A 22,726-nucleotide genomic window follows, 5' to 3' on the forward strand; every position below is an offset into this window, starting at 1 on the left:
TCCTAACATCATTTTTCGTACTACATGATCACTATCAGACCCGCCCATATCGACGATCTTCCTGTTTTACTTGATTTCGAACAACGATTAATCGAAATAGAGAGACCCATGGATAACACTTTAAAAAAAACAGAAAGAATAAGCTACTATGATATCGAGTCATACATTTCTGCAAAAGACACTGAAGTTATTGTTGCTGAAATCGATCAACAAGTAGTTGGTAGCGGCTATGCCCAAATCCGCCCTAGAAAAGGCATCTATATTCAAGACAGATTAGGCTATATAGGCTTTATGTTTGTCGATGAAAACCACAGAGGCAAAGGGATTGCAAAAAAAGTAATCACCTCACTAATTGACTGGTTAAAAACAAGAGAAATAGAAGAAGTCCAACTAGAAGTATACCATCAAAACCCCAGCGCAATAAAAGCCTACGAAAAAGCAGGTTTTAAGCAACATTTAGTCTCTATGCGTTATAACATCAACGAATAATCCTTTTCTATAATTTGTACTTTATAGGAAGGTGTACTACTTTTTTTGTTTCAAAAAAAGCTTCTTCAAAATAATCAGACAAGCTATACTCTGTTGCTTTTGGAAACTTCTGCAACTCCTCTCTTAAATCTCCTCCTTTGAGATAAAGAATTCCATTGGGTAATTCATGGGTGCTTTTTTTCAATATATTTTTCCGAACCCATTGATAAAAATCAGGCATTTTTGTCACTGCTCTACTCACGATAAAATCAAAACGATCTTCAAAAGTTCCCGCTCTTCGTTGTTCAGCTGTAACATTATCAATCTCCAAAGCTTTTACAACTTCATTAACTACTTTGATTTTTTTCGCAATCACATCTACCAAATAAAAATCTGTCTCAGGAAATAAGATAGCCAATGGGATTCCTGGAAACCCTCCTCCTGTTCCTACATCCAACACCTTCGCTCCTTTAGCAAACTCCTGCACTTTGGCAATCCCCAAAGAATGCAACACATGACGTTCATATAACGCGTCTATATCCTTTCTGGAAACCACATTAATTTTTGCATTCCACTCTCTATATACCTCACCTAACTTCTCAAACTTTGCAAGTTGCTCTTCATTTAAATCTGGGAAATATTTTAAAACCTCTTTCATTGTATTTGGATCACATTACGCAGAAAAAAGAAGCCACAAACTACATTTTTCCCGTTTTTAATTATGCCGCAAAAATACAAGTTATTAAAAGTTCACAATTACATTTCTCATATTAATTTAGCCTTCATTTTGATTTTTACACAAAATCCTATCTATAAAAATATTCTTTAAAGGATTTCCCGTAGATATTTATTCAACTTAAAGAACTTCAAAAAAATATAAATACCTAACTTTGTCTAATATAAACTTGACAAAATAACAATACGTCATAAACCCAAATGCTCATGACGGCACCAAATATAAGATTCAACAAAAGAGATTCCACAAAATTTTTCAGGACGCTCAATAAACGTGTCAACCAATATTTTAAGGAGAATAACATTAAGAGAACAGGAAACCTACAATTACACATCAAAACAGTAATTATGTTTTCTTTATTCTTAACCCCTTATTTTTTAATTCTCACTCTCGACATCTCTCAATGGTGGATGCTGCTTCTCACTGTTGTGATGGGAATTGGAATGGCAGGTGTAGGGATGAACGTAATGCATGACGGAAATCACGGATCTTATTCTTCTAAAAAATGGATTAATAAAATAATGGGAGGAAGCATGTATATTCTTGCAGGAAATGTATATAACTGGCAAGTACAGCACAATGTTCTGCACCATACTTATACGAATATTCATGGGCATGATGAGGATATGGATGCCGGAAGAATTATTCGGTTTACAAAACATGCCGAGTGGAAAAGGTTTCACAAGTTTCAACATTATTATTCCATATTTTTATACGGACTTCTCACTTTTAACTGGGCTATCGCTACTGATTTTAAACAAACAAAGAGATACTTAGCCAGAAAGCTTGCTTATGGAAAGCTTCCCAGCCCACTAAAACAATGGAGCACGGTTGTAATCACCAAAATCATTTATTTAATGATTTGGATTGTAATCCCCATGCTTATTCTTTCTATAGCCTGGTGGAAAATACTACTAGGATTCTTTGTCATGCATTATGTAGCAGGACTGATCCTAAGTGTTATTTTTCAATTAGCTCATATTGTAGAAGATACTGAAATGCCTAAACCAGATGAAAATGGAAACATGAAAAACACCTGGGCTATTCACCAGCTATTCACTACTGTCAATTTTTCTACAAAAAACAAATTGATCAACTGGTATACCGGGGGACTTAACCATCAGGTTGAGCATCATATTTTTCCGAATATTAGTCATATTCACTACTCAAAAATTTCCAAAATAGTTAAACAAACTGCTTTAGAATTTAATTTACCCTATAACGAATATAAAACCACTCGCAAGGCAATCATTGCACATTTCAAACATCTAAAAGAAATGGGAATGAAACCTGCAATACAATCATAATACCAAAATGGCTTCAATTACAAAAACAACGAACGTGCAATTATCAGACAGAATTAACAAGCTTGAAGCTTCTGCTACATTAGCAATGGCTGCAAAAGCTAGAGAACTGAGAGCTGAAGGAAAAGATATTATCGGTCTAAGTCTTGGGGAACCTGACTTCAATACACCTGATTTTATCAAAGATGCAGCCATCCAGGCTGTTAATGATAATTATAATTCATACACTCCTGTAGATGGATATGCAGAATTAAAAGATGCGATCATTACAAAATTCAAGAGAGACAATAACCTGACATACTCTCCTTCTCAGATCGTGGTTTCTACCGGAGCAAAACAATCGCTATACAACATCGCTCAGGTATATCTTAACCCAGGAGATGAAGTTATCTTACCATGCCCTTACTGGGTTAGTTATAGCGACATTGTTAAGCTAGCAGGAGGGGTTCCTGTAGAAGTAAAAACTTCTATAGACACGGATTTCAAAATGACTGCAGAAGATCTAGAAAAAGCAATTACACCTAACACTAAAATGTTATGGTACAGTTCTCCATGCAACCCAAGTGGTTCTATTTATAGTAAGGAAGAGCTTAGAGCCTTAGCAGATGTCCTTCAAAAACATCCTGATATTGTAGTGGTGAGTGATGAAATTTACGAGCATATTAACTACGTAGGAGGACATGCTTCCATGGCACAATTTGAAGACATGTACAACAGAACCGTTACTGTAAATGGTGTTGCCAAAGCATTCGCTATGACAGGATGGAGAATAGGATACATTGGAGCTCCAGAAGCAATTGCCAGAGCGTGTAATAAAATCCAGGGACAAGTCACCAGTGGAGCTAATTGTATTGCACAACGTGCAGTAATCACAGCATTAGAAGCTCCTGTGGAGAAAATCCAATACATGGTTGACGAGTTCAAAAACAGAAGAAAACTAATTTTAGATTTATTATCTGAGATCCCTGGTTTCGAATGTAATGAACCAGAAGGAGCTTTTTATGTTTTCCCGGATATTTCTCATTACTTTGGAAAAACCATAAAAGGGCAAACCATACATAATGCAACCGACTTTTCTATGTTCCTTTTGGAAAATGCACATGTTGCTACAGTAACCGGTCTTGCTTTTGGTAATGGAAACTGTATTCGTATCTCTTATGCTGCCAGCGCAGACCAAATAAAAGAAGCAGTAAAAAGAATAAAAGAAGCCATCAGCTAAAAATACTGACATTCAAATAGATAAAACCGCCATTTGTTAAAAATGGCGGTTTTTTTGTTTTTTTCACTAAATTTGTACAATATTAATTTACGTACTACGTTTAGATATAAATTACAACTTTCCTTTCTACCCCAGTGAGTTGAATCATTTACATTCAACTACTTAGACAAATTGTCTTTTTTACTCTTAACAACTTAAAACCCCATGACGATGGATATTCTAGAAAAAGAACGTATTGTTCAGAAAAATGTGCTGGAAATTTTTAGAGACAACTTCAAAGTGGAAAAGACAGATGAAGAAATTCTAAATATGAGACCAGAAAAAGAATTTGACGCTAATTTCGTTACATATTATGAATCTATATTAGATGTTTTTTTGATTGAAGAAGAACATCTAAATAGCATAACAGGAAAAGTTAAAGACACCATTAAAAAGGTAGCTAGATTATGGAATCTAACTCCTCATTATCAACCTTGGTAAAATTTGCTTTCTTCTAACGATTCCTCCAGAAAAACGGAGTTAGTAAGATTAGGACTGTAAACAACTCTAACCTACCAATCAGCATCAGGAAGGAACACCACCATTTTCCGACCGATGGCAACACATCAAAATTACTTACAGGATTAAGCGCCCCAAACGCCGGTCCTACATTTCCTAAAGAAGAAGCCGCTCCTCCAATAGCCGTTTCGAAATCTATCCCCAACGCACCTAACACTAATGCCCCTATAATAAAGGCCAGCATGTACAGTATAAAAAAGGCGATCACATTAAATACAATTTCTTTAGAGACAGCTCTTTTATTATAACGAACCGGTAAAATTGCATTAGGGTGTAATGTTCGTTTAAACTCTAATACTCCATTTCGAATCGTTATTAAATGCCGAACAACTTTCATCCCTCCAGAGGTAGAACCTGCCGATCCTCCTAAAAACATAAGCCCAAAAAACAACACTTTGAGAAATGGAGTCCAAAGCGTAAAATCCGCCGATACAAAACCTGTAGTGGTAATTACCGATAACACCTGAAACAATGCGTGACGAAATGAGCTTTCTGCTTCTCCCCACACCATAGGGTGATCAATAGAAGACACAGAAACATCAGCTTTGAAATAAATAATAAGCGTCGCTATTAATGTAAAAGACGTTACAAAAATAACATACCATCTAAACTCTTCATCTTTGTAAATCTTATTCAGTTTTCCTTTAAAACCAAAATAACTCAAAACAAAATTCATCCCTGCCAGAAACATAAATAACATTATGATATACTGTATAACTGGCTGATCATTCCAGTATGCTACACTTTTATCTTTCGTAGAAAACCCTCCAGTGGACAATGTACTTAATGCATGATTAATCGCATCAAAAAAACTCATCCCCGCCAACTTAAGCAATAAGGTTTCTGCCGCAGTATATCCTACATATATATACCACAATCGCTTTGCTGTATCTGTTATTCTTGGATGTAATTTATCGGTATTTGGTCCTGGAGCTTCTGCTGCAAATAACTGCATTCCTCCAATCCCTAACAACGGAAGTATTGCTATTGCCAATACAATAATCCCCATTCCTCCAATCCAATGCGTAAGACTTCTCCAAAACAATACTCCTTTAGGCATTGCTTCTATATTATTAAGAATTGTAGCTCCTGTTGTAGTATATCCCGAAATTGTCTCGAAAAAGGCATTTGTAAAAGAAGGAATTGCTCCGGAAAACAAATAAGGAAGTGAACCGCTAAGCGACATAAATATCCATCCAAAGGTAACCACAATATACCCTTCTCTTTTATTTATTTTCTTTTGGTGACCCCGAGTCAAAAACATCAAAACAATACCAATAAACATTGTCGCCATTGACGCCAACATAATTTCAATTGTCACTCCATCTTTATAAATAAAACTAATGATTGTTGACAACATCATAAAACCTCCATTACAGAGCAATAAAAGCCCCATTATATGAGAGATTATTTTATAGTTTAATTTGGCCATGTTTTACAGAAAAAGCTTTTCTATTTTCTTAATAGATTTTGGCAAACAACAGACTACTATTCGGTCTCCTGCCTGAATATAAAAATCCCCTTGAGGAATAATCCCTTCTCCATTTCTCACTACACCTGCTATAATTGCAGATCTCGGAAAATCTAAATCCCTGATACTATTATTAGAAACTTCTGAAGTAGGTTTTACAATAAATTCCAGAAGCTCTGCATTCATATTATTGAGTTTGGTCATTGCTACCACTTCTCCTTTTCTTATAAACCTAAAAATGTTATTTGCAGCTAATAACTTTTTATTTATCAAGGTATCAATTCCGATAGAGTGTGACAATTGAAAGTAATCCATATTTTCCACCAAAGCAATCGTCTTTCGAACACCTTTTGACTTGGCTACCAAACAAGACATAATATTAGTTTCTGAATTTCCTGTAACAGCAATAAAGGCATCCATATCACTGATCCCTTCCTCTTCTAACAACTCTACATTCCTTCCATCTCCATTTATTATCAATGCATTCGGCAATTCATCTGCAAGATCGAACGCTTTCTCTTTATTTTTCTCTATAAGTTTCACCCTGAATTTATGATCGCACAAATCTCGAGAAGACTTATATCCTATCTTACTCCCCCCGAGAATCATAACATTCCTCACCTGCTCTTTCACTTTCCCGGTCAACTTATATAATTCTTCAACACCTCCGATAGAGGTCACAAAATACACCTGATCTCCTTCCTTAAATTTTGTATCTCCTCGGGGAATAATCGTATACTGAGTTCCTGAACGTTGTATTGCAATAGGCATAAATTGCAATTTCGGATACACCTCTGCAGCTTCCTTTACGGTTTTTCCTACAAAAAGAGCTGATTCTGAAAGCACTGTTCCAAACATGGTTAGCACCCCCCCTTCAAACTCATAACTATCATTAAATGCTGATTGATTAAGCAACAATTCTATTTCGCTGGCAGCTAATGCTTCTGGTGAAATCAGTTCATCAATTCCAAACTTAATAAACCCAACCTCATCTTTCTTTTCTATAAATTCTGCATTAGAAATTCTCGCTATCGTACGCATAGCTCCCAACTGTTTTGCTAAAACGCAAACAGTAATATTGACAGTTTCACTAGCAGTAACTGCTATAACCATATCTACATTTTCTACTCCTGCTTCTCTTAGAATAGAAATAGAAGTAGCATCCCCCTTAAGAACTCGAATATCAAGATGCGTATCAGCGTAATTAAGACAGTCTTTATTCGTATCTATTAACGTAATATCCTGAGATTCATACGAAAGTAATTTCGCCAAATGAAAACCTACTTCACCCGCTCCGGCAATAATAATTTTCATCTGTTAAATATATTGTTACTCATTCCAAGTGTGTATTATAAAACGAGTACATTCCTGGAATAAACAAAACGATCCCCTGTACTCAATCTTCAAAAGAAAACAAAGATAATGTAAATTGGGTAACTGATAAAATAATTGATTCTTGTAAGTTCATCTCAATATATTCTTACGATCAAACTCAAAAATGTATATTTGCCTAAATTTTTTTTAATGTCAGAAAAAATAACACCATACAAGGACGTTAACAGAACTAAAAAAGAACAAGTTACCGAAATGTTTGACACCATCTCTAATACATATGATGGATTAAACAGAGTCATTTCTTTTGGTATTGATATAAAATGGAGGAATAAAGTTGTTAATTTAGTTAAAAGCATTTCTCCCGAAAGAATTCTGGATGTAGCAACAGGAACTGGCGACCTAGCCATTAACCTGTGCAAAACAGGAGCTTCTGAAATTATTGGACTTGACATTTCTCCGGGAATGCTTTCTGTTGGAAAAAACAAAATCAAGGCAAAAAAATTAGACAGCACAATCTCGATGGTTCAGGGAGACAGTGAAAATCTTCCATACCCCGATAATCATTTTGATGCTATAACTGTAGCTTTCGGTGTTCGAAATTTCGAAAACTTAGACAAGGGATTATCTGAGATTCTCAGAGTTCTGAAACCAAAAGGAATTTTTGTGGTACTCGAAACTTCTGTCCCTACAAAAACCCCATACAAGCAAGGATATAAGCTTTATACATCCAAAATTCTTCCACTCATAGGACGTATTTTTTCTAAAGACAAATCTGCTTATTCATATCTAAGTGAAAGTGCTGCAGTTTTCCCACATGGAGAAACGTTCAACAATATTTTGAGAAAAATTGGGTTTATAGAAGTTAACAGTATCCCTCAGACAATGGGAGTCGCAACAATTTACACAGCAAGAAAATAATAAATCCTTAATAGACACTAAAAGAACAGGCTTTTTATTATTTTTCGAGGTTGAATGAATAGCTTAGAAAACTTTAAGAAAATGAAAAGATTATTTTTCGTCATTACCACTCTATTTTGCATCCACAATAGCAGTGCACAACTATTCTCTAAAGAAAAGGTTCAAAACCTCCAAAATTTTGACAAACCCAGATTAAGCTGGGGATACATCTTGGGCCTTAATAGCTATAACTTTGATTTTGACTATACTGCGGATGCTTCTGCCAATGACATCATGGTAGATAAAACAGTAGGATTTAATGTCGGACTTCTTGGGAATATGCGGATTAATGATTACTTAGATTTACGTCTGGAGCCAATGGTTACTTTTACACAAAGAAACCTCACCTATACAGGTCCTGAATTCACTACATTATCAGAATCTACAAGAGAAGTAAAGTCTACTTACGTTCATATTCCTTTGTTACTAAAAGTATCCACTAAAAGATTAAACAATTTCAAACCTTTTATTGTCGGAGGTATTTCTACTTCTATCAACTTATCCAGTAACGAAGATAATCCAGACGACAATAGTCTTAATCAGTTTAGAACCACTACAAACACCAATTATTACGAAATTGGTTTTGGTATTGATTTTTTCCTGTATTATTTCAAATTCACTCCATCAATTCGAGGTGTTTTTGCTATGTCTGACGAACTTGTAAGAGATAACGACCCTAATAGTCCTTACACCTCTACTATTGATAAGATGTCGACAAGGGGAATTTTTATCAATTTCACTTTTCAATAAAAAGCAAAAAACTCTCTGCATAAAACACCGGAGAAGTTATCAAAAAGTAAATATTAATTTCGAGACAGGTTTCTGCCCCCTATAGACCTAGATAATCAAATACTACATATTACCCTCCACGTTTAAACTCGCTTAGCAAAATAGCCGTAGCTGTTGCGACATTTAGACTCTCTGTTTTTTGTCCCTGACCAAACTGAGGAATTGCTATTTTTTGACGAATAATTTTCTCCGTCTCTTCAGAAACGCCATTTGCTTCATTTCCCATCACCAACACTCCATTAACAGGTAATTCTGTCTTATATACATTATCTCCTTCCATAAAGGCTCCCATCACAGGAATCCCCCTATCAACACACGCACTCAAATATTTCTGCAAATCTGAATACACAATACACACCCGTGTAATAGACCCCATAGTAGCCTGAATTACCTTAGGATTAAAACAATCTACTGTCTTTTCCGAACACACCAACTCTCTCACTCCAAACCAATCACACAATCTGATAATTGTCCCCAGGTTTCCCGGATCACGAACATCATCTAATGCTACTACAAGTCCTTTTCCAGATGTCATTACATCATCAGGCATATAAAAAACAGCCAATGCTACTTGCGGAGTAGTCAAAAAACTTATTTGTTTCAATTCATTCTCACTTACTGCAAAAAATTTCTCTGCAGGAACCTCAAACAATTTCTCTTCTGTACTATACAGTGCATGTAACTCCCATCTAGCCTGTAACAACTCCTGAATCCCCTTTTTCCCCTCAACAACAAACATCTTATGTTGTTTACGGTACTTTTTTTGATATAAGCTTTTTATTAATTTCTTTTGGCTTTTGCTAAGCATACAAATATTAGTGTATTTTTGACCTAAATAATAATTACAACTTGAAAAAAATCCTGACAAAAATATTATTTATATCTGTAACATTTATTTTTTTCATCTCTTGTAGTGCAATTAAAAATATCCCGGAGGATGATTTTTTATTATCCAAGAATGAAATTTTTGAAGACAGTATAAAAACTAATAAGTCATCTTTATACAATCAATTATACCAAACACCAAACGAAAAAATATTAGGAATCCCCTTCCGGCTACACATTTATAATTCGGCAGCGAAAAATCCTGATTCTTTATTCAATCAATGGCTATACAAAAAACCGAACAGAGAAAAAAAATTAGCTAAATTTATCTCTCAGAAACAAGTCAACAGACTACGAGAGAGTTACACTGGCTTCAATAATTGGCTTAAAAGAACCGGAGAACCCCCTACTATTATAGATAGTTCTAAAATAAAACGTTCCTTAAAAAAACTAGAATCGTACTACTGGAATCACGGGTGGTTCAACATAAAAACAGATTACTCAATATCTAAAAAAGAGAAACAAAGAGCAAATATCGCTTATTTCATGTCACCGGGACAACCTTATTTCCTAGACTCTATACAAGCAAAAATCGAGTCTCCTATCGCAGATTCCCTATATCAGTCTACTAAAAATCAATCGAAAATAGTTTCAGGAAAACAGTACAAAACAAAAGATGTTGAAACCGAAAGAGAACGACTTACTTCTTTCTTCAGAAACTCAGGGCTTTATAATTTCGAAAAGGAATTCATCAAATTCGATGCTGACACTGTAAACACCAACCACAAGGTAAACTTAAACCTGTTAATTAATAACCGGCAGGTAACTCATGGCGATTCCTCCAGAAAAATCCCTTTCAAAATTCACAAAATCAGCAAGGTAAATATTTTCACTGATTACAAATACCAATACAGAAATCTTACTCCAAAAGACACTGTCCAATACAAAGGATACAATATCTATAGTTATGATAAATTGCGATATACCCGAAAAGCAATTACCAATTCTGTACTTATTACTCCCGGAGAGATATTCCGAGATATTGATCGAACTTTGACATACAACCAGATCAGCAACTTAAAAACATTCAAATATCCAAACATCCGGTATTCACTTGACCCAAATGACCCTAGCGGAAGCAGTCTAATTGCAAATGTATTACTTACACCAAAGAAAAAATACAGTACTAATATAGAGTTTGACGTATCTACCTCTTCTATTCAGGCTTTTGGTATTGGTTTTGGAGGATCTTTCCTGATCAGAAATGTTTTTAGAGGTGCAGAAACACTGGAATTATCTGCAAGAGGAAGTATTGGCTCCTCTAAAGATGCTTCTGTAGATACCGATGATACTTTTTTTAATATCTCAGAAGTACAAACAGATCTGAGATTATCTTTCCCAAAAATACTATTCCCTATAAAAACCAGTGGGATTATCAGAAAATACATGTCCCCCACCACTAACCTTGTTTTTGGTATGAGTATTCAAAAAAACATCGGTTTAGATAAGCAAAATGCATCCGGTATATTCAATTACATATGGCGCCCCAGCAAAAGCATCAACAATCAAATAGATTTAGTAAACATACAATATGTAAGAAACCTTAATAACAGTAATTATTTCAATGTTTATAGTAATTCCTATGACCAATTAAACTTTTTCGCCAAAAATGATGAAACCTATTTCAATGCAAATCGGGATAACACTCAAATTTTCACTCCAGATAACAACCTAACAATTCCCGATGGAGCCAATCATTTTATCCTTACGGCAAACTCAGACAACACAAACCTGACAGGCTTAAGTGACAATGACAAACAGGAAGTGCAAAACATTGGAGAAAGAAAAGAAAGACTCACTGAAGACAACTTGATATTTGCCTCCAGTTACACCATTGCCAAAAACACTAAAAACGGATTACACGATGAGGATTACTACCGCTGGCGATTCAAATTTGAGCTTGCTGGTAATGTTCTCCAGACCATTTCTAATGCTTCAGGGCTCACTAAAAATGACAATGAACGTTTTGAAATATTTGGAGTAGAATTTTCGCAATACGCCAAAGCAGAAACCAGCTATATTAAACATTGGTCGATTAGCCCCAATAACAATAAAGTAATTGCCTTTCGGGCTTTTGGAGGAATCGCTATTCCCTACGGAAATGCTAACAGCATTCCTTTTGCTCGAAGTTTTTTTGCCGGAGGTCCTAATGACAATAGAGCATGGTTAGCTTACCGGCTAGGTCCCGGAACCAGTCAAAGCACCAGTGAATTTAATGAAGCTAATATGAAACTAGCCTTTAACCTCGAATATCGATATACTATTTTAGGAGCCCTTAAAGGAGCCTTTTTTATCGATGCAGGAAACATCTGGAACGTAGAGGATAGTGTAGAAAAAGAAGAAGCTATCTTTTCCAAGATTGACAACTTACAGGATATTGCGGTAGGAAGTGGTTTAGGGCTTCGTTACGATTTTGACTTTTTTGTGTTGCGTTTTGATTTAGGATTTAAGACCTTTAACCCCGCAAATAATGAAGACCAAAGATGGTTTAAAGGATATAATTTTTCAAAAGCAGTATATAATGTCGGTATCAATTACCCTTTTTAGCACTTTGGATTCGAAAACAAACAACAGCATTTATAACACATAAGCTTTTTATATACGTATCATGCTTTCATTATAATTTTATTATTTTTGTAAGCTTATAAACCAAAACTAAATTATGAGTCACAACATCAAACCAGGAGTTGTAACGGGAGATCAGGTTCAAGAAGTTTTTAAACATGCTAAAGCCAATAATTATGCTTTACCAGCAGTAAATGTAATTGGTTCTAGTTCTATCAATGCTGTTTTAGAAACCGCTGCTGAACTAAACTCCCCGGTAATTATTCAATTCTCTAACGGAGGGGCACAGTTTAACGCCGGAAAAGGATTGTCTAATGAAAACCAAAAATCAGCAATAGCAGGAGCTGTTGCAGGAGCGAAACACGTACATTTACTTGCAGAAGCATATAATGTCCCTGTAATTTTGCACACGGATCATTGTGCAAAAAAATTATTACCATGGATCGATGGTTTATTAGATGCCGGAGAACAGTTTTATAAAGAAACTGGAAAGCCGCTATACAGTTCTCACATGATTGACTTATCAGAAGAACCACTGGAAGAAAACATAGAGATCTGTAAGCAATATCTGGAGCGTATGAGTAAAATGGGGATGACCCTGGAAATTGAATTAGGAATCACAGGAGGAGAAGAAGACGGAGTAGACAACACTGATGTTGACGACTCTAAATTATACACTCAGCCAGAAGAAGTTGCTTACGCATATGAAGAGCTAAGTAAAGTGAGTCCTCGTTTCACCGTTGCCGCTGCTTTTGGAAATGTCCATGGAGTTTACAAACCTGGAAATGTAAAACTCACACCAAAAATCTTAAAAAATTCTCAAGAATTTATTGCTGATAAATACGGTGTAGAAAACAATCATATTGACTTCGTATTCCATGGTGGAAGTGGTTCTTCGCTAGAAGAAATCAGAGAAGCAATTGGTTATGGAGTTATAAAAATGAATATAGACACCGACCTTCAGTTTGCATATAATGAAGGAATTAGGGATTATATGAATAATAAAATAGAGTATTTAAAAACTCAGATTGGAAACCCGGATGGTCCGGAAGAACCAAACAAGAAATATTATGATCCGAGAAAATGGCTAAGAGAAGGAGAAGTTACTTTTACGAATCGCCTGAAAAAAGCTTTTGAAGATCTTAATAATGTGAATACATTATAAAACAATAAACCAAGCTGAAACTTTTTTTAAACAAACTAAAAAAAGTTTCAGCTTTTTTAATATACTAAATTATGGCTTGGTTTAAGAGAACGCAAAAAGGGATACAAACCGCTACAGAAGACAAAAAAGATGTTCCTAAAGGACTTTGGTACAAATCTCCTACAGGAAAAATTGTAGATGCAGAGCAGCTAGAAAAAAACTTCTATGTTAGTCCGGAGGACGGATACCACGTAAGAATAGGAAGTAAAGAATATTTCGAAATATTATTTGACGATAACAATTTTGAAGAGTTAGACAAAAACTTAACTTCTAAAGATCCTCTTAAATTCGAAGACAAAAAGAAATACCCAGATCGATTAAAAGAAGCACAAAAGAAAACAAACCTAAAAGATGCTGTAAGAACAGCCGTAGGAAAATCCAATGGTAATGATTTGGTGATCGCTTGTATGGATTTTGCTTTTATTGGAGGTTCAATGGGAAGTGTTGTTGGTGAAAAAATCGCTCGTGCTGCTGATCACTCATTAAAAAACAACATTCCGCTGCTTATCATCTCCAAATCAGGAGGTGCCAGAATGATGGAAGCTGCGCTTTCCTTAATGCAGCTAGCTAAAACTTCTGCCAGACTTGCTCAGTTAGCAGATGCAGGAATTCCATACATTTCACTATGTACAGACCCGACAACAGGAGGAACTACTGCTTCATTCGCTATGTTAGGAGATATTAACATTGCAGAACCCGGAGCACTTATTGGATTTGCTGGTCCACGCGTAGTAAGAGACACTACCGGAAAGGAACTTCCAGAAGGCTTTCAAACTTCTGAATTCCTGTTAGAACATGGATTCTTAGATTTTATCACCCCTAGACATGAATTAAAGAAAAAAATTAACTTATATCTGGATTTGGTATTAAACAGACCACTAAGTCAAAACTAATTAAGACTTTTAAGATAAAAGTACACTATAAAAAAGGTTCCGAATAAAAACTCGGAACCTTTTTATTTATATTCAATGCCTATTTTTCTTTCTACAAAATAATTTCTTTTTCTTCTCCATCTGCATTGGTAAATATGGCTTTATTATCACAGCTACCATCTCCATAATCCAAAGTTCCACTTCGCTCTCCTCGCACTAATTCCATTACACCACTAACAATAAATCTACAACTTGCCTCTCTTCTAAGTGGAGTCGTAATCGTAGTACTATTTTTAGTTCCATCTGCAAAATTAGTTTCCCATGCGCCCGTAATCTCAAAAACATTATCTCCCCAATTTCCATTATACGCACCTTCTATCCATTCTCTTTTCTTAGTCCCTATTCTGGAAGCTTGCGTTCCGTCTTCAAAAATCATCGTCACATCCATCTCCATAGTATATTGTGGATTCCCATTCTCATTTTCTCTTTGCCTAGTAATTGTTTTAGATCCTACAAACTGAGTACCATCTACATAAAAATCTTCAAAACTATACATTATAACAATCGTCTTTGCTTCCAGATCCAATCCATAAGACATCAACATTTTTCCTTTTAGCACATGACCATTTCTAACTTCACAACCCTCTGTCCCAAAATCCATGACCATTTTTTTTGACGTACTGGTCAACTCTATAGATACTGTCACACAATCAGGAAGTCCCCATCCTCCTTTATATGTTTTTTCTTTTTGTAGCTGCCCTTCGAACCCCTGCAATACGATATCACTAATAACTTCTATACCATTATCAACCTTTGCAGTCAAAGCTGCCTCATCGATCGTAACGGTTTCATCTGTCGTTTTAGCATCATCATCACTACACCCAATAACTCCTAAGAAAGCTATTACAATTCCGAATTTAAAAAACCAATTTCTCATAATCATTTAATTTTATTGTTACTCATTTAAGACTCAGGGGAATAGAAAAGGTTTAAATAAAAAACGTTTTTTTTATTCAAAAAGTATTAGTAACTCAAAAAGTATTATATTTGCCAGCTAATAATAGATATTTTATTATACATAAAAATCATTAAAACTAATATTGGAATGTATTTAACAAAAGAAACGAAAGAAGAGATTTTCGCAAAACACGGTAAAGGAAAAGCAGATACAGGATCTGCAGAAGGTCAAATCGCTTTATTTACCTACAGAATTACTCACTTAACCGAGCACTTAAAAAAGAACAGAAAAGATTTTAACACTGAGCGTTCTCTAGTAAAGTTAGTAGGTAAGCGAAGAGATCTACTTGATTACCTAAAGAAGAAAGATATCATGAGATATCGTGCGATTGTAAAAGAATTAGGTTTAAGAAAATAAAGAACAAGAGAGAGAGGCTGCGCGCCTCTCTTTTTGATTATACGTCAATTTATAATTGACTTATATATAATAAATTTCAAAGGTTTTTGTTTTTTTTTAATAAAGACAAAAAACACAAATAAACGCCTTGGTTTTTCATTGGTACAAACAACAACCACAACAACACAACCTTGTCCGCCAAAGAAAGACGGAAAAAACCAATGTTTAATTAAGCCTGTAAACATAGACAGGCTGAATCAAAAAAATATATGATTCCAAAAGTGTATAAAGAGGTTATCGACTTAGGAGATGGAAGAGAAATCTCCCTCGAAACCGGAAAATTAGCAAAACAAGCTCATGGGTCTGTTGTTGTTAAAATGGGAAATGCTATGCTACTATGTACTGTTGTTTCTTCTTATGAAGATGGTACAGTAGATTTCCTTCCTTTAACTGTTGATTATAGAGAAAAATTTGCTGCTGCAGGACGTTATCCTGGAGGGTTCTTTAAAAGAGAGGCAAGACCTAGTACGGAAGAAATTTTAACAATGAGATTAGTGGATCGTGTTTTACGTCCATTGTTTCCAAAAGATTATCACTCAGAAACTCAGGTAATGATACAACTGATGTCACATGATGAAAATGTGATGCCTGATGCATTAGCAGGATTAGCTGCTTCTACTGCACTTCAGCTATCTGATATTCCTTTTGAAACCCCTATTTCTGAAGTTCGTGTTGCTAGAATTGATGGAGCATTTGTTATCAATCCAAGCAGAGAGCAATTAGAAAAAGCAGATATCGATCTTATGGTTGGGGCATCGGCTGATTCTGTAGCGATGGTAGAAGGAGAAATGGATGAAGTTTCTGAAGAAGAAATGACTGAAGCGATCAAATTCGCCCATGAAGCTATCAAAATACAATGTGATGCACAGATACGATTAGCAGAAGCTGTTGGAAAAAAAGAAACCAGAGAATATACTCCGGAAGAAAACGACGAAGAATTAGCTACTCAAATTCATGAAGCTGCTTATCAGAGATGTTATGACATTGCTAAGCAAGGATCTTCTAAAAAAGAACGAGGATTAGCTTTTTCTGAAGTAAAAGAAGAAATCTTAGCTACTTTCTCTGAAGAGGAAATCGAAGAGAAAGGAGAACTAATCGCTAAATATTTTAACAAAGCACACAAAGAAGCTGTTAGAAACTTGGTCCTTAACGAAGGAATTCGTCTGGACGGAAGAGCAACTACTGAAATCAGACCTATCTGGTGTGAAGTAGATTACCTTCCTTCTACACATGGTTCTTCTATTTTTACTAGAGGGGAAACACAAGCACTAGCAACTGTAACATTAGGAACTTCCAGAGAAGCAAATGTTATTGACTTACCAACATTCCAATCAGAAGAGCGTTTCTACCTGCATTATAACTTCCCTCCTTTCTCTACCGGAGAAGCAAGACCACTACGTGGTACTTCGAGAAGAGAAATAGGACATGGTAACCTGGCACAACGTGCGCTAAAGGGAATGATTCCTGAAGATTGTCCATATACTGTTCGTGTCGTTTCAGAAGTATTAGAATCAAATGGTTCTTCTTCTATGGCAACAGTTTGTTCGGGAACAATGGCACTTATGGATGCCGGTGTGAAACTAAAGAAGCCTGTTTCTGGAATTGCCATGGGACTTATCAGTGACGGAGAAAAATACGCTGTATTATCTGATATCCTTGGAGATGAAGATCACTTAGGAGATATGGATTTTAAAGTAACCGGAACTGCGGATGGTATTACAGCTTGTCAAATGGACATCAAAATAAAAGGATTATCCTATGAAATTTTGGTAAATGCCCTAAAACAAGCCAGAGAAGGAAGACTTCATATACTAGAAAAACTTACAGATACCATAGAGCAACCAAGCGAAACAGTTAAGGCACACGCTCCAAAAATGGTAAAAGTAACTATTCCTGAGTCTTATATTGGAGCAGTTATCGGACCTAGCGGTAAGGTAATTCAGGAAATGCAGAAAGAAAGCGGTACAACAATTGTCATCGAAGAAGATGGTGATTTTGGTATTGTAGAAATTCTCGGAGTAGACCAAGAAGCTATTGACTGGGTAATCTCCAGAATTAACGCAATTACTTTCAAACCGGAAGTAGGTAGCGTATATGAAGTAAAGGTAGTGAAGATCCTAGAATTCGGAGCTGTTGTAGAATATGTAGAAGCACCAGGAAATGAAGTATTACTTCACATTTCTGAATTAGCTTGGGAGCGTACAAATAATGTAACAGATGTAGTAAATATGGGAGACCTTATCGATGTGAAGTATTTTGGTATTGATCCAAAAACCCGCAAAGAAAAAGTATCCAGAAAAGCTCTTCTACAAAGACCTCCTAGAAAGGAAGGAAAACCAGGTGGAAATCGAGACAACAGAGATAATCGAAAGCCAAAACCTGAGAAAAAAGAAAGTTAATCTTTATTCAATATTTATATTCAAAAGAAACACCTTTTACATCAGTACAAAGGTGTTTTTTTTATTCGCACATTCCTTGAAATCTCTATAAAAAACAATAGTTATCAGATATTTAACTATTTAAAATTAAAAAAAAATTATTTTTTTGTAACATTTATCCTTCTTCTTACGTATAATAATTGAATAGCCCTAAAATATTCATAATTAAATTTCTAGGAGACATATAGATGAGACAACTAAAAATTACGAAGCAGGTTACCAATCGTGAAACCGCATCGCTAGATAAGTATTTACAAGAAATAGGAAAAGTAGATCTTATTACAGCAGATGAAGAGGTGGAATTAGCACAACGGATAAAGGCAGGAGATGAAAGAGCGCTTGAAAAACTCACGAAAGCTAACTTGCGATTTGTGGTTTCTGTTGCTAAACAATACCAAAACCAGGGTCTAACACTTCCGGATTTGATCAATGAAGGAAACTTAGGACTTATTAAAGCGGCTAAAAGATTTGATGAAACCAGAGGTTTTAAGTTTATCTCTTATGCTGTATGGTGGATTCGTCAATCTATACTACAGGCGCTTGCAGAGCAATCACGTATTGTACGTCTGCCACTGAACAAAATTGGTTCTATCAACAAAATAAACAAAACATATGCCTTCTTAGAGCAGTCTCATGAACGCCCTCCAAGTGCTGAAGAAATTGCCAAAGAATTAGACATGACCATTAATGACGTTAAGGAATCAATGAAAAATTCAGGACGTCACGTAAGTATGGATGCTCCTCTGGTAGAAGGAGAAGATTCTAACCTATATGATGTATTAAACTCTGGAGAATCTCCAAATCCGGATAAACAATTATTACACGAATCCCTTCGTACCGAAATAGAGCGTGCTCTGGAAACATTAACTCCTAGAGAAGCAGATGTTATTCGATTATATTTCGGTCTTGGAGATCAACATCCCATGACATTGGAAGAAATTGGAGAAACCTTTGATCTAACCAGAGAACGTGTTCGTCAGATTAAAGAAAAAGCAATAAGAAGACTAAAACATACGTCTAGAAGTAAAATATTAAAGACATATTTAGGATAAATTCCTAAATTGCAGTTACAAACAGTTTATAACATAACTGTTCGTTTTTTGATTGATGAATGACCTCCGGATTGATTACCCGGAGGTTTTTTCATATAACACACTTATCACGCCTAAGTGTGTTTATTCGTCAACCCCAGTGTTTTCAACGGTTTCAACAAATAATCAAGAAAGAAATCATGTCGAAAACGCTTCTACGAATCTTAAAAGTAAACAGAAAAGTAAACAGAAAAGTAAACACTATGAAAGTGAAGTATACTGGACCATTTATTTATTGTGGAGGAGGAAAGCTTGATGATTGGGACGAAAAAACAGAAGAAGAAAAAAAGGAAGCTCTAAACAAGGATTGGCTTGTTTATTGGAGGTTTCGCCATCCTGTTACTGGTATTTTAACTAGACAAGATGACATTAAAATAGGAAATGGATACAAAACCAAGGAAGAACGCGAAAAGATACTCTTGGCAGTAAAAAAAGAGCTAGAAGATGCACTAAAAAAAGGTCACAATCCCTACGAACAAGAAGAAAAGGAAAAAGAAAGCGCAATTATTGATGAAAACACAGTTGTCTCTGTAAAGGAAGCCTTCGACATCTCTTTAGGTGTAATAAAAACAAATGTCAGCAAGGAATACTATAAAGATATAGAGCGCTGTTCCAAAAGATTAATATCATTTCTAGAGAGAAACAAATTATCAACTAAAAACATTAAAGACGTTAGCAAAGTACATATCGTAAGACACCTTTCTGATGTTGCACTTAAGGTAAGTGCTAAATCTAGAAACGACGAAAAAACATTTTTATCTTCACTTTTTAACCAATTAGAACTTGAGCTATTAATAGATACTAACTTCGTCAAAGAGATTCCAAAGTTAAAACATAGAAAAAAGAGATCTTTAACATATTCAGATAAACAGGAATTACAAATTCAGAATCATCTTAAAAATACCGATGAGCAACTATTGCTTTTTGTATATTTCGTATCATATACCTTCTTTAGAGAAATTGAGACTTGTCGAATTAAGATAAAAGACATCAACTTAGAAGACAACCTTATTGTTTGTGAAAAAATAAAACAAAAAGATGTCAAAACTAAGCGCATTCCCTCTATTGTTAAACCGCTCCTTGTCGAATATCTCAACAACAACAAAGGCTATTCTCCTGATGATTATTTATTTACTAAGAAAGGTATTGGTAAATGGGAGCGTGATGACACTGGAAGAAGAGATTACTTCACTAGGAAATATAACAGACTTGTAAAGAAGCCGCTGAAAATATCTGCTGGGTACCATATGACCTCCCATAGACATACGGTGATAACAAGATTATTTAAAACGTATCTTTCTAAAGGGTTAAACAAACATGCCGCAATAGATAAGCTAAGCTTAATAACTGGGCATTCCTCTAACGCAGTATGGCACTACATCCACAATCTAGATGCTGAGTTGCCTGATGATTGGTCAGATGATGCAGCAGCGAAAAATCAATAGCATAGGCGCTATTGATGAAACAGACCAGTGATTCATTTGATATTAGGCGAGTGAAATTGTATTTTTTTTCGTGTAAATATTTGCACGATTCAGAATTATTTATTAATTTAGCACTAACAAAATAATAAAACCGAACCCCGATGCGAGAATAGTGGGAATATAAAAATGAAAAATCTTAGAGAAATTGCATCCAACAACAATTTAGTATTTATTGAAACAACAGACGGATCAAACGGATACCCTAGCAATATTAAAGGAGCTATTATTGGTTTTGAAAATTATGAAGAAGCTAAAAAACTGTCTGATAGATTTCCGGGTCTGTCCATAGAATCTTTTTTTAAAAGAGATGGATGGAATTTTTACAAAAGAACCAACCAAAAATGTTTTGAACCATTCCAGAACTCTGAGGAAGATTATGGAGATAATCATAATCTATTTACAACAGATGAGAATTTTTACGAAGATGAAATAAAGCCACTACTTGAAGAAATGGGAGATTTAACTTCTCTTAAGGAGTTAATTTCTGCTAAAGAAGAGATTCTCGAAGAAATTCAAGCCTTAGAAGAAGGAGAAGCAGTCATAACATACGAAGGAAGATATTTTGAAACAATTAAAACTGAATCAATGAGTTTTTATAATGATACCAAAACCCACGTAATAGGTGTCATTTATAGAGAAAAATAAAAATTCTCCTCCTCACATAGTTCTAATGTGAGGAGGTAAAAAAATTATCACCAAACTCTAAAAACCAAAACGTAAAATGGAACAATTAAAACTGAATACAGGTCAAACAATTACCAATAAATTTGAACATGAAATTTGCCAAACTTATTCGGAAGCTATAGCGCTGGGAATAAATAAATATGAATGGAAAGAAGATGAGATCCTAGAACGAGAAGAGAAACTTTCTGTTCAAGTTGAAGATCTAAAGATAATTCATTTGCGGCTTGATTGCCTCGTTGTAGATACAGGTAGCAATGATTACATTTTTTACATAAATAAATATGAATAAATTCACACTTCAAGAAGGAGGGATATTTATAACTCATAACATCCCTCCTTTGCTAACTATTCAAATTATCACTAATGATAATGATGAGTACGATAAATTTAATGATCTCTATGATATTTTTTCTTTTAGGGGGAATCAATTCGTTTTTTTGGTTGTTGAGGCTGATACAGATTTAGAACATATAGAAGATTATAGTTTATACAGATCTATTATCAAAAGAGCCTTTAAATGGTATAAGAATCAAGTGTACATTGAAAGGCATGAAAAGAAACGAATATTTGAAGATGAAAACTATGTATTACAGAGATCTGAAGAGATGAACCATTGGGTTTGTGCTGCTAAAAAAGAAGGAATCGTGGTTATTTTTCAGGAGGGAAACTTTAACGAAACCCAAAAAATGGTTTATTTAGAAGATTTTCCAGAACCTGATGTGATGACTATAGCTAGACAGCAACGGCTAATTGGAGAATGGCTTATGCTAAATCATTCTGAAAAATTGTAATTATTACAGTTAACACTAAAAATAAATAAATAGTATGGGAAATGAGAAAGTTAAAATTCAGAATGTTTTGTTGCAAAAAAGAATAGAAATAGGAATGGCAATTAATAAAGAGATCAAAAAACAATCTATTCCCATTGAAGAGATCGAAAGACAATCCATCTCAAAAAGAATTATTTACAACATTATACAAGGTAAAGGGTATACCATAGATAGTTTACATCAAGTAATTAGGGTTTTAAGAAAAAACAATCCAAATTTTAAAATAACCGTGTAATTATATACACGGTTATTTGAGGGTAACAAGCTAACTCAAGAGAAAAACTAACACAAATCATCAACAATATGGGCTTTAAAGCAGAACTAGTACTAGACAATAAGGTATATCCGCTATTGCTCTGTGATTATGAGTTCTCACAGACAGCAGATCATACAGGACGCCCCAATCCCTATATTACTGCGGG

General features: G+C 35.0%; 23 protein-coding genes. 18 read left to right on the forward strand and 5 right to left on the reverse strand.

Annotated features, from left to right (window positions below; all coding sequences use genetic code 11):
- Window positions 1-24: 24 nt before the first annotated feature.
- Entirely contained in the window at window positions 25-489 is a 465-nt protein-coding gene (locus ACFSTE_RS10825; RefSeq protein WP_378256658.1) for a GNAT family N-acetyltransferase, read from the forward strand.
- A gap of 7 nt (window positions 490-496) precedes the next feature.
- Here ACFSTE_RS10825 and rsmG read toward each other — a convergent pair whose 3' ends face one another.
- Window positions 497-1,126 carry a 16S rRNA (guanine(527)-N(7))-methyltransferase RsmG gene (gene rsmG / locus ACFSTE_RS10830; RefSeq protein WP_378256660.1) on the reverse strand — a complete coding sequence of 210 codons (630 nt, stop codon included), beginning with the start codon at window positions 1,124-1,126 and terminating at the stop codon, window positions 497-499.
- Between the two features lie 284 nt (window positions 1,127-1,410).
- Between rsmG and ACFSTE_RS10835 the strand changes: the two genes are divergently transcribed.
- From ACFSTE_RS10835 to ACFSTE_RS10845, 3 genes are all read left to right on the forward strand, one after another.
- The gene (locus ACFSTE_RS10835) at window positions 1,411-2,511 is read left to right on the forward strand and encodes a fatty acid desaturase family protein (RefSeq protein WP_254883990.1); all 1,101 of its coding nucleotides are present in this window, start codon (window positions 1,411-1,413) and stop codon (window positions 2,509-2,511) included.
- Window positions 2,512-2,518: 7 nt separating this feature from the next.
- Complete coding sequence (locus ACFSTE_RS10840) at window positions 2,519-3,727, forward strand: pyridoxal phosphate-dependent aminotransferase (RefSeq protein ID WP_176029038.1); 1,209 nt, start codon at window positions 2,519-2,521, stop codon at window positions 3,725-3,727.
- A gap of 210 nt (window positions 3,728-3,937) precedes the next feature.
- The gene (locus tag ACFSTE_RS10845; RefSeq protein WP_217704325.1) at window positions 3,938-4,207 is read left to right on the forward strand and encodes a hypothetical protein; all 270 of its coding nucleotides are present in this window, start codon (window positions 3,938-3,940) and stop codon (window positions 4,205-4,207) included.
- A gap of 13 nt (window positions 4,208-4,220) precedes the next feature.
- On the opposite strand, the gene ACFSTE_RS10850 is transcribed toward ACFSTE_RS10845, so the two are convergent.
- Window positions 4,221-5,717: a TrkH family potassium uptake protein gene (locus ACFSTE_RS10850; protein WP_176029036.1), complete on the reverse strand. Its 1,497-nt coding sequence runs from the start codon at window positions 5,715-5,717 to the stop codon at window positions 4,221-4,223.
- A 3-nt stretch (window positions 5,718-5,720) separates the two neighbouring features.
- Window positions 5,721-7,070 carry a Trk system potassium transporter TrkA gene (trkA, locus tag ACFSTE_RS10855; protein WP_176029035.1) on the reverse strand — a complete coding sequence of 450 codons (1,350 nt, stop codon included), beginning with the start codon at window positions 7,068-7,070 and terminating at the stop codon, window positions 5,721-5,723.
- A 210-nt stretch (window positions 7,071-7,280) separates the two neighbouring features.
- Between trkA and ubiE the strand changes: the two genes are divergently transcribed.
- A complete protein-coding gene (gene ubiE / locus ACFSTE_RS10860; protein ID WP_378256664.1) occupies window positions 7,281-8,009 on the forward strand; it encodes a bifunctional demethylmenaquinone methyltransferase/2-methoxy-6-polyprenyl-1,4-benzoquinol methylase UbiE in 729 nt (242 codons plus the stop codon).
- 81 nt (window positions 8,010-8,090) lie between these two features.
- Window positions 8,091-8,798 carry a type IX secretion/gliding motility protein PorT/SprT gene (gene porT / locus ACFSTE_RS10865; RefSeq protein ID WP_176029033.1) on the forward strand — a complete coding sequence of 236 codons (708 nt, stop codon included), beginning with the start codon at window positions 8,091-8,093 and terminating at the stop codon, window positions 8,796-8,798.
- Window positions 8,799-8,907: 109 nt separating this feature from the next.
- Here porT and ACFSTE_RS10870 read toward each other — a convergent pair whose 3' ends face one another.
- Window positions 8,908-9,645 carry a TrmH family RNA methyltransferase gene (locus ACFSTE_RS10870; RefSeq protein ID WP_378256667.1) on the reverse strand — a complete coding sequence of 246 codons (738 nt, stop codon included), beginning with the start codon at window positions 9,643-9,645 and terminating at the stop codon, window positions 8,908-8,910.
- Window positions 9,646-9,686: 41 nt separating this feature from the next.
- Here ACFSTE_RS10870 and tamL point away from each other — a divergent pair, with 41 nt between their 5' ends.
- From tamL to accD, 3 genes are all read left to right on the forward strand, one after another.
- Window positions 9,687-12,269, forward strand: coding sequence for a translocation and assembly module lipoprotein TamL (gene tamL, locus ACFSTE_RS10875; protein WP_378256669.1), 2,583 nt, complete (start codon window positions 9,687-9,689; stop codon window positions 12,267-12,269).
- A gap of 115 nt (window positions 12,270-12,384) precedes the next feature.
- On the forward strand, window positions 12,385-13,452 hold the full coding sequence (gene fbaA, locus ACFSTE_RS10880) for a class II fructose-bisphosphate aldolase (RefSeq protein WP_176029030.1): 1,068 nt from the start codon (window positions 12,385-12,387) through the stop codon (window positions 13,450-13,452).
- 71 nt (window positions 13,453-13,523) lie between these two features.
- A complete protein-coding gene (accD, locus tag ACFSTE_RS10885; protein WP_176029029.1) occupies window positions 13,524-14,384 on the forward strand; it encodes an acetyl-CoA carboxylase, carboxyltransferase subunit beta in 861 nt (286 codons plus the stop codon).
- A gap of 91 nt (window positions 14,385-14,475) precedes the next feature.
- On the opposite strand, the gene ACFSTE_RS10890 is transcribed toward accD, so the two are convergent.
- A complete protein-coding gene (locus tag ACFSTE_RS10890; protein WP_378256671.1) occupies window positions 14,476-15,300 on the reverse strand; it encodes a hypothetical protein in 825 nt (274 codons plus the stop codon).
- Window positions 15,301-15,468: 168 nt separating this feature from the next.
- Here ACFSTE_RS10890 and rpsO point away from each other — a divergent pair, with 168 nt between their 5' ends.
- From rpsO to tssD, 9 genes are all read left to right on the forward strand, one after another.
- A complete protein-coding gene (gene rpsO, locus ACFSTE_RS10895) occupies window positions 15,469-15,738 on the forward strand; it encodes a 30S ribosomal protein S15 (RefSeq protein WP_176029027.1) in 270 nt (89 codons plus the stop codon).
- Between the two features lie 248 nt (window positions 15,739-15,986).
- Window positions 15,987-18,176, forward strand: coding sequence for a polyribonucleotide nucleotidyltransferase (locus ACFSTE_RS10900; RefSeq protein ID WP_176029026.1), 2,190 nt, complete (start codon window positions 15,987-15,989; stop codon window positions 18,174-18,176).
- A gap of 227 nt (window positions 18,177-18,403) precedes the next feature.
- Complete coding sequence (locus tag ACFSTE_RS10905) at window positions 18,404-19,267, forward strand: sigma-70 family RNA polymerase sigma factor (protein WP_176029025.1); 864 nt, start codon at window positions 18,404-18,406, stop codon at window positions 19,265-19,267.
- 242 nt (window positions 19,268-19,509) lie between these two features.
- Window positions 19,510-20,751 carry a tyrosine-type recombinase/integrase gene (locus tag ACFSTE_RS10910; protein WP_378256674.1) on the forward strand — a complete coding sequence of 414 codons (1,242 nt, stop codon included), beginning with the start codon at window positions 19,510-19,512 and terminating at the stop codon, window positions 20,749-20,751.
- Window positions 20,752-20,916: 165 nt separating this feature from the next.
- Window positions 20,917-21,435, forward strand: a complete 519-nt coding sequence (locus ACFSTE_RS10915) for a hypothetical protein (protein ID WP_378256676.1) — start codon at window positions 20,917-20,919, stop codon at window positions 21,433-21,435.
- A 76-nt stretch (window positions 21,436-21,511) separates the two neighbouring features.
- Window positions 21,512-21,763 carry a hypothetical protein gene (locus tag ACFSTE_RS10920; RefSeq protein ID WP_378256678.1) on the forward strand — a complete coding sequence of 84 codons (252 nt, stop codon included), beginning with the start codon at window positions 21,512-21,514 and terminating at the stop codon, window positions 21,761-21,763.
- Window positions 21,756-22,265, forward strand: coding sequence for a hypothetical protein (locus ACFSTE_RS10925; RefSeq protein WP_378256680.1), 510 nt, complete (start codon window positions 21,756-21,758; stop codon window positions 22,263-22,265). The genes ACFSTE_RS10920 and ACFSTE_RS10925 overlap by 8 nt, the downstream gene beginning before the upstream one ends.
- A 34-nt stretch (window positions 22,266-22,299) precedes the next feature.
- Entirely contained in the window at window positions 22,300-22,539 is a 240-nt protein-coding gene (locus ACFSTE_RS10930) for a hypothetical protein (RefSeq protein ID WP_378256682.1), read from the forward strand.
- 68 nt (window positions 22,540-22,607) lie between these two features.
- Window positions 22,608-22,726 (forward strand): type VI secretion system tube protein TssD (gene tssD, locus ACFSTE_RS10935; protein ID WP_378298142.1); only part of this gene is annotated, 119 nt, incomplete at its 3' end.

The organism is Aquimarina hainanensis, assembly GCF_042684685.1.
Classification (GTDB): Bacteria; Bacteroidota; Bacteroidia; order Flavobacteriales; family Flavobacteriaceae; genus Aquimarina; species Aquimarina hainanensis.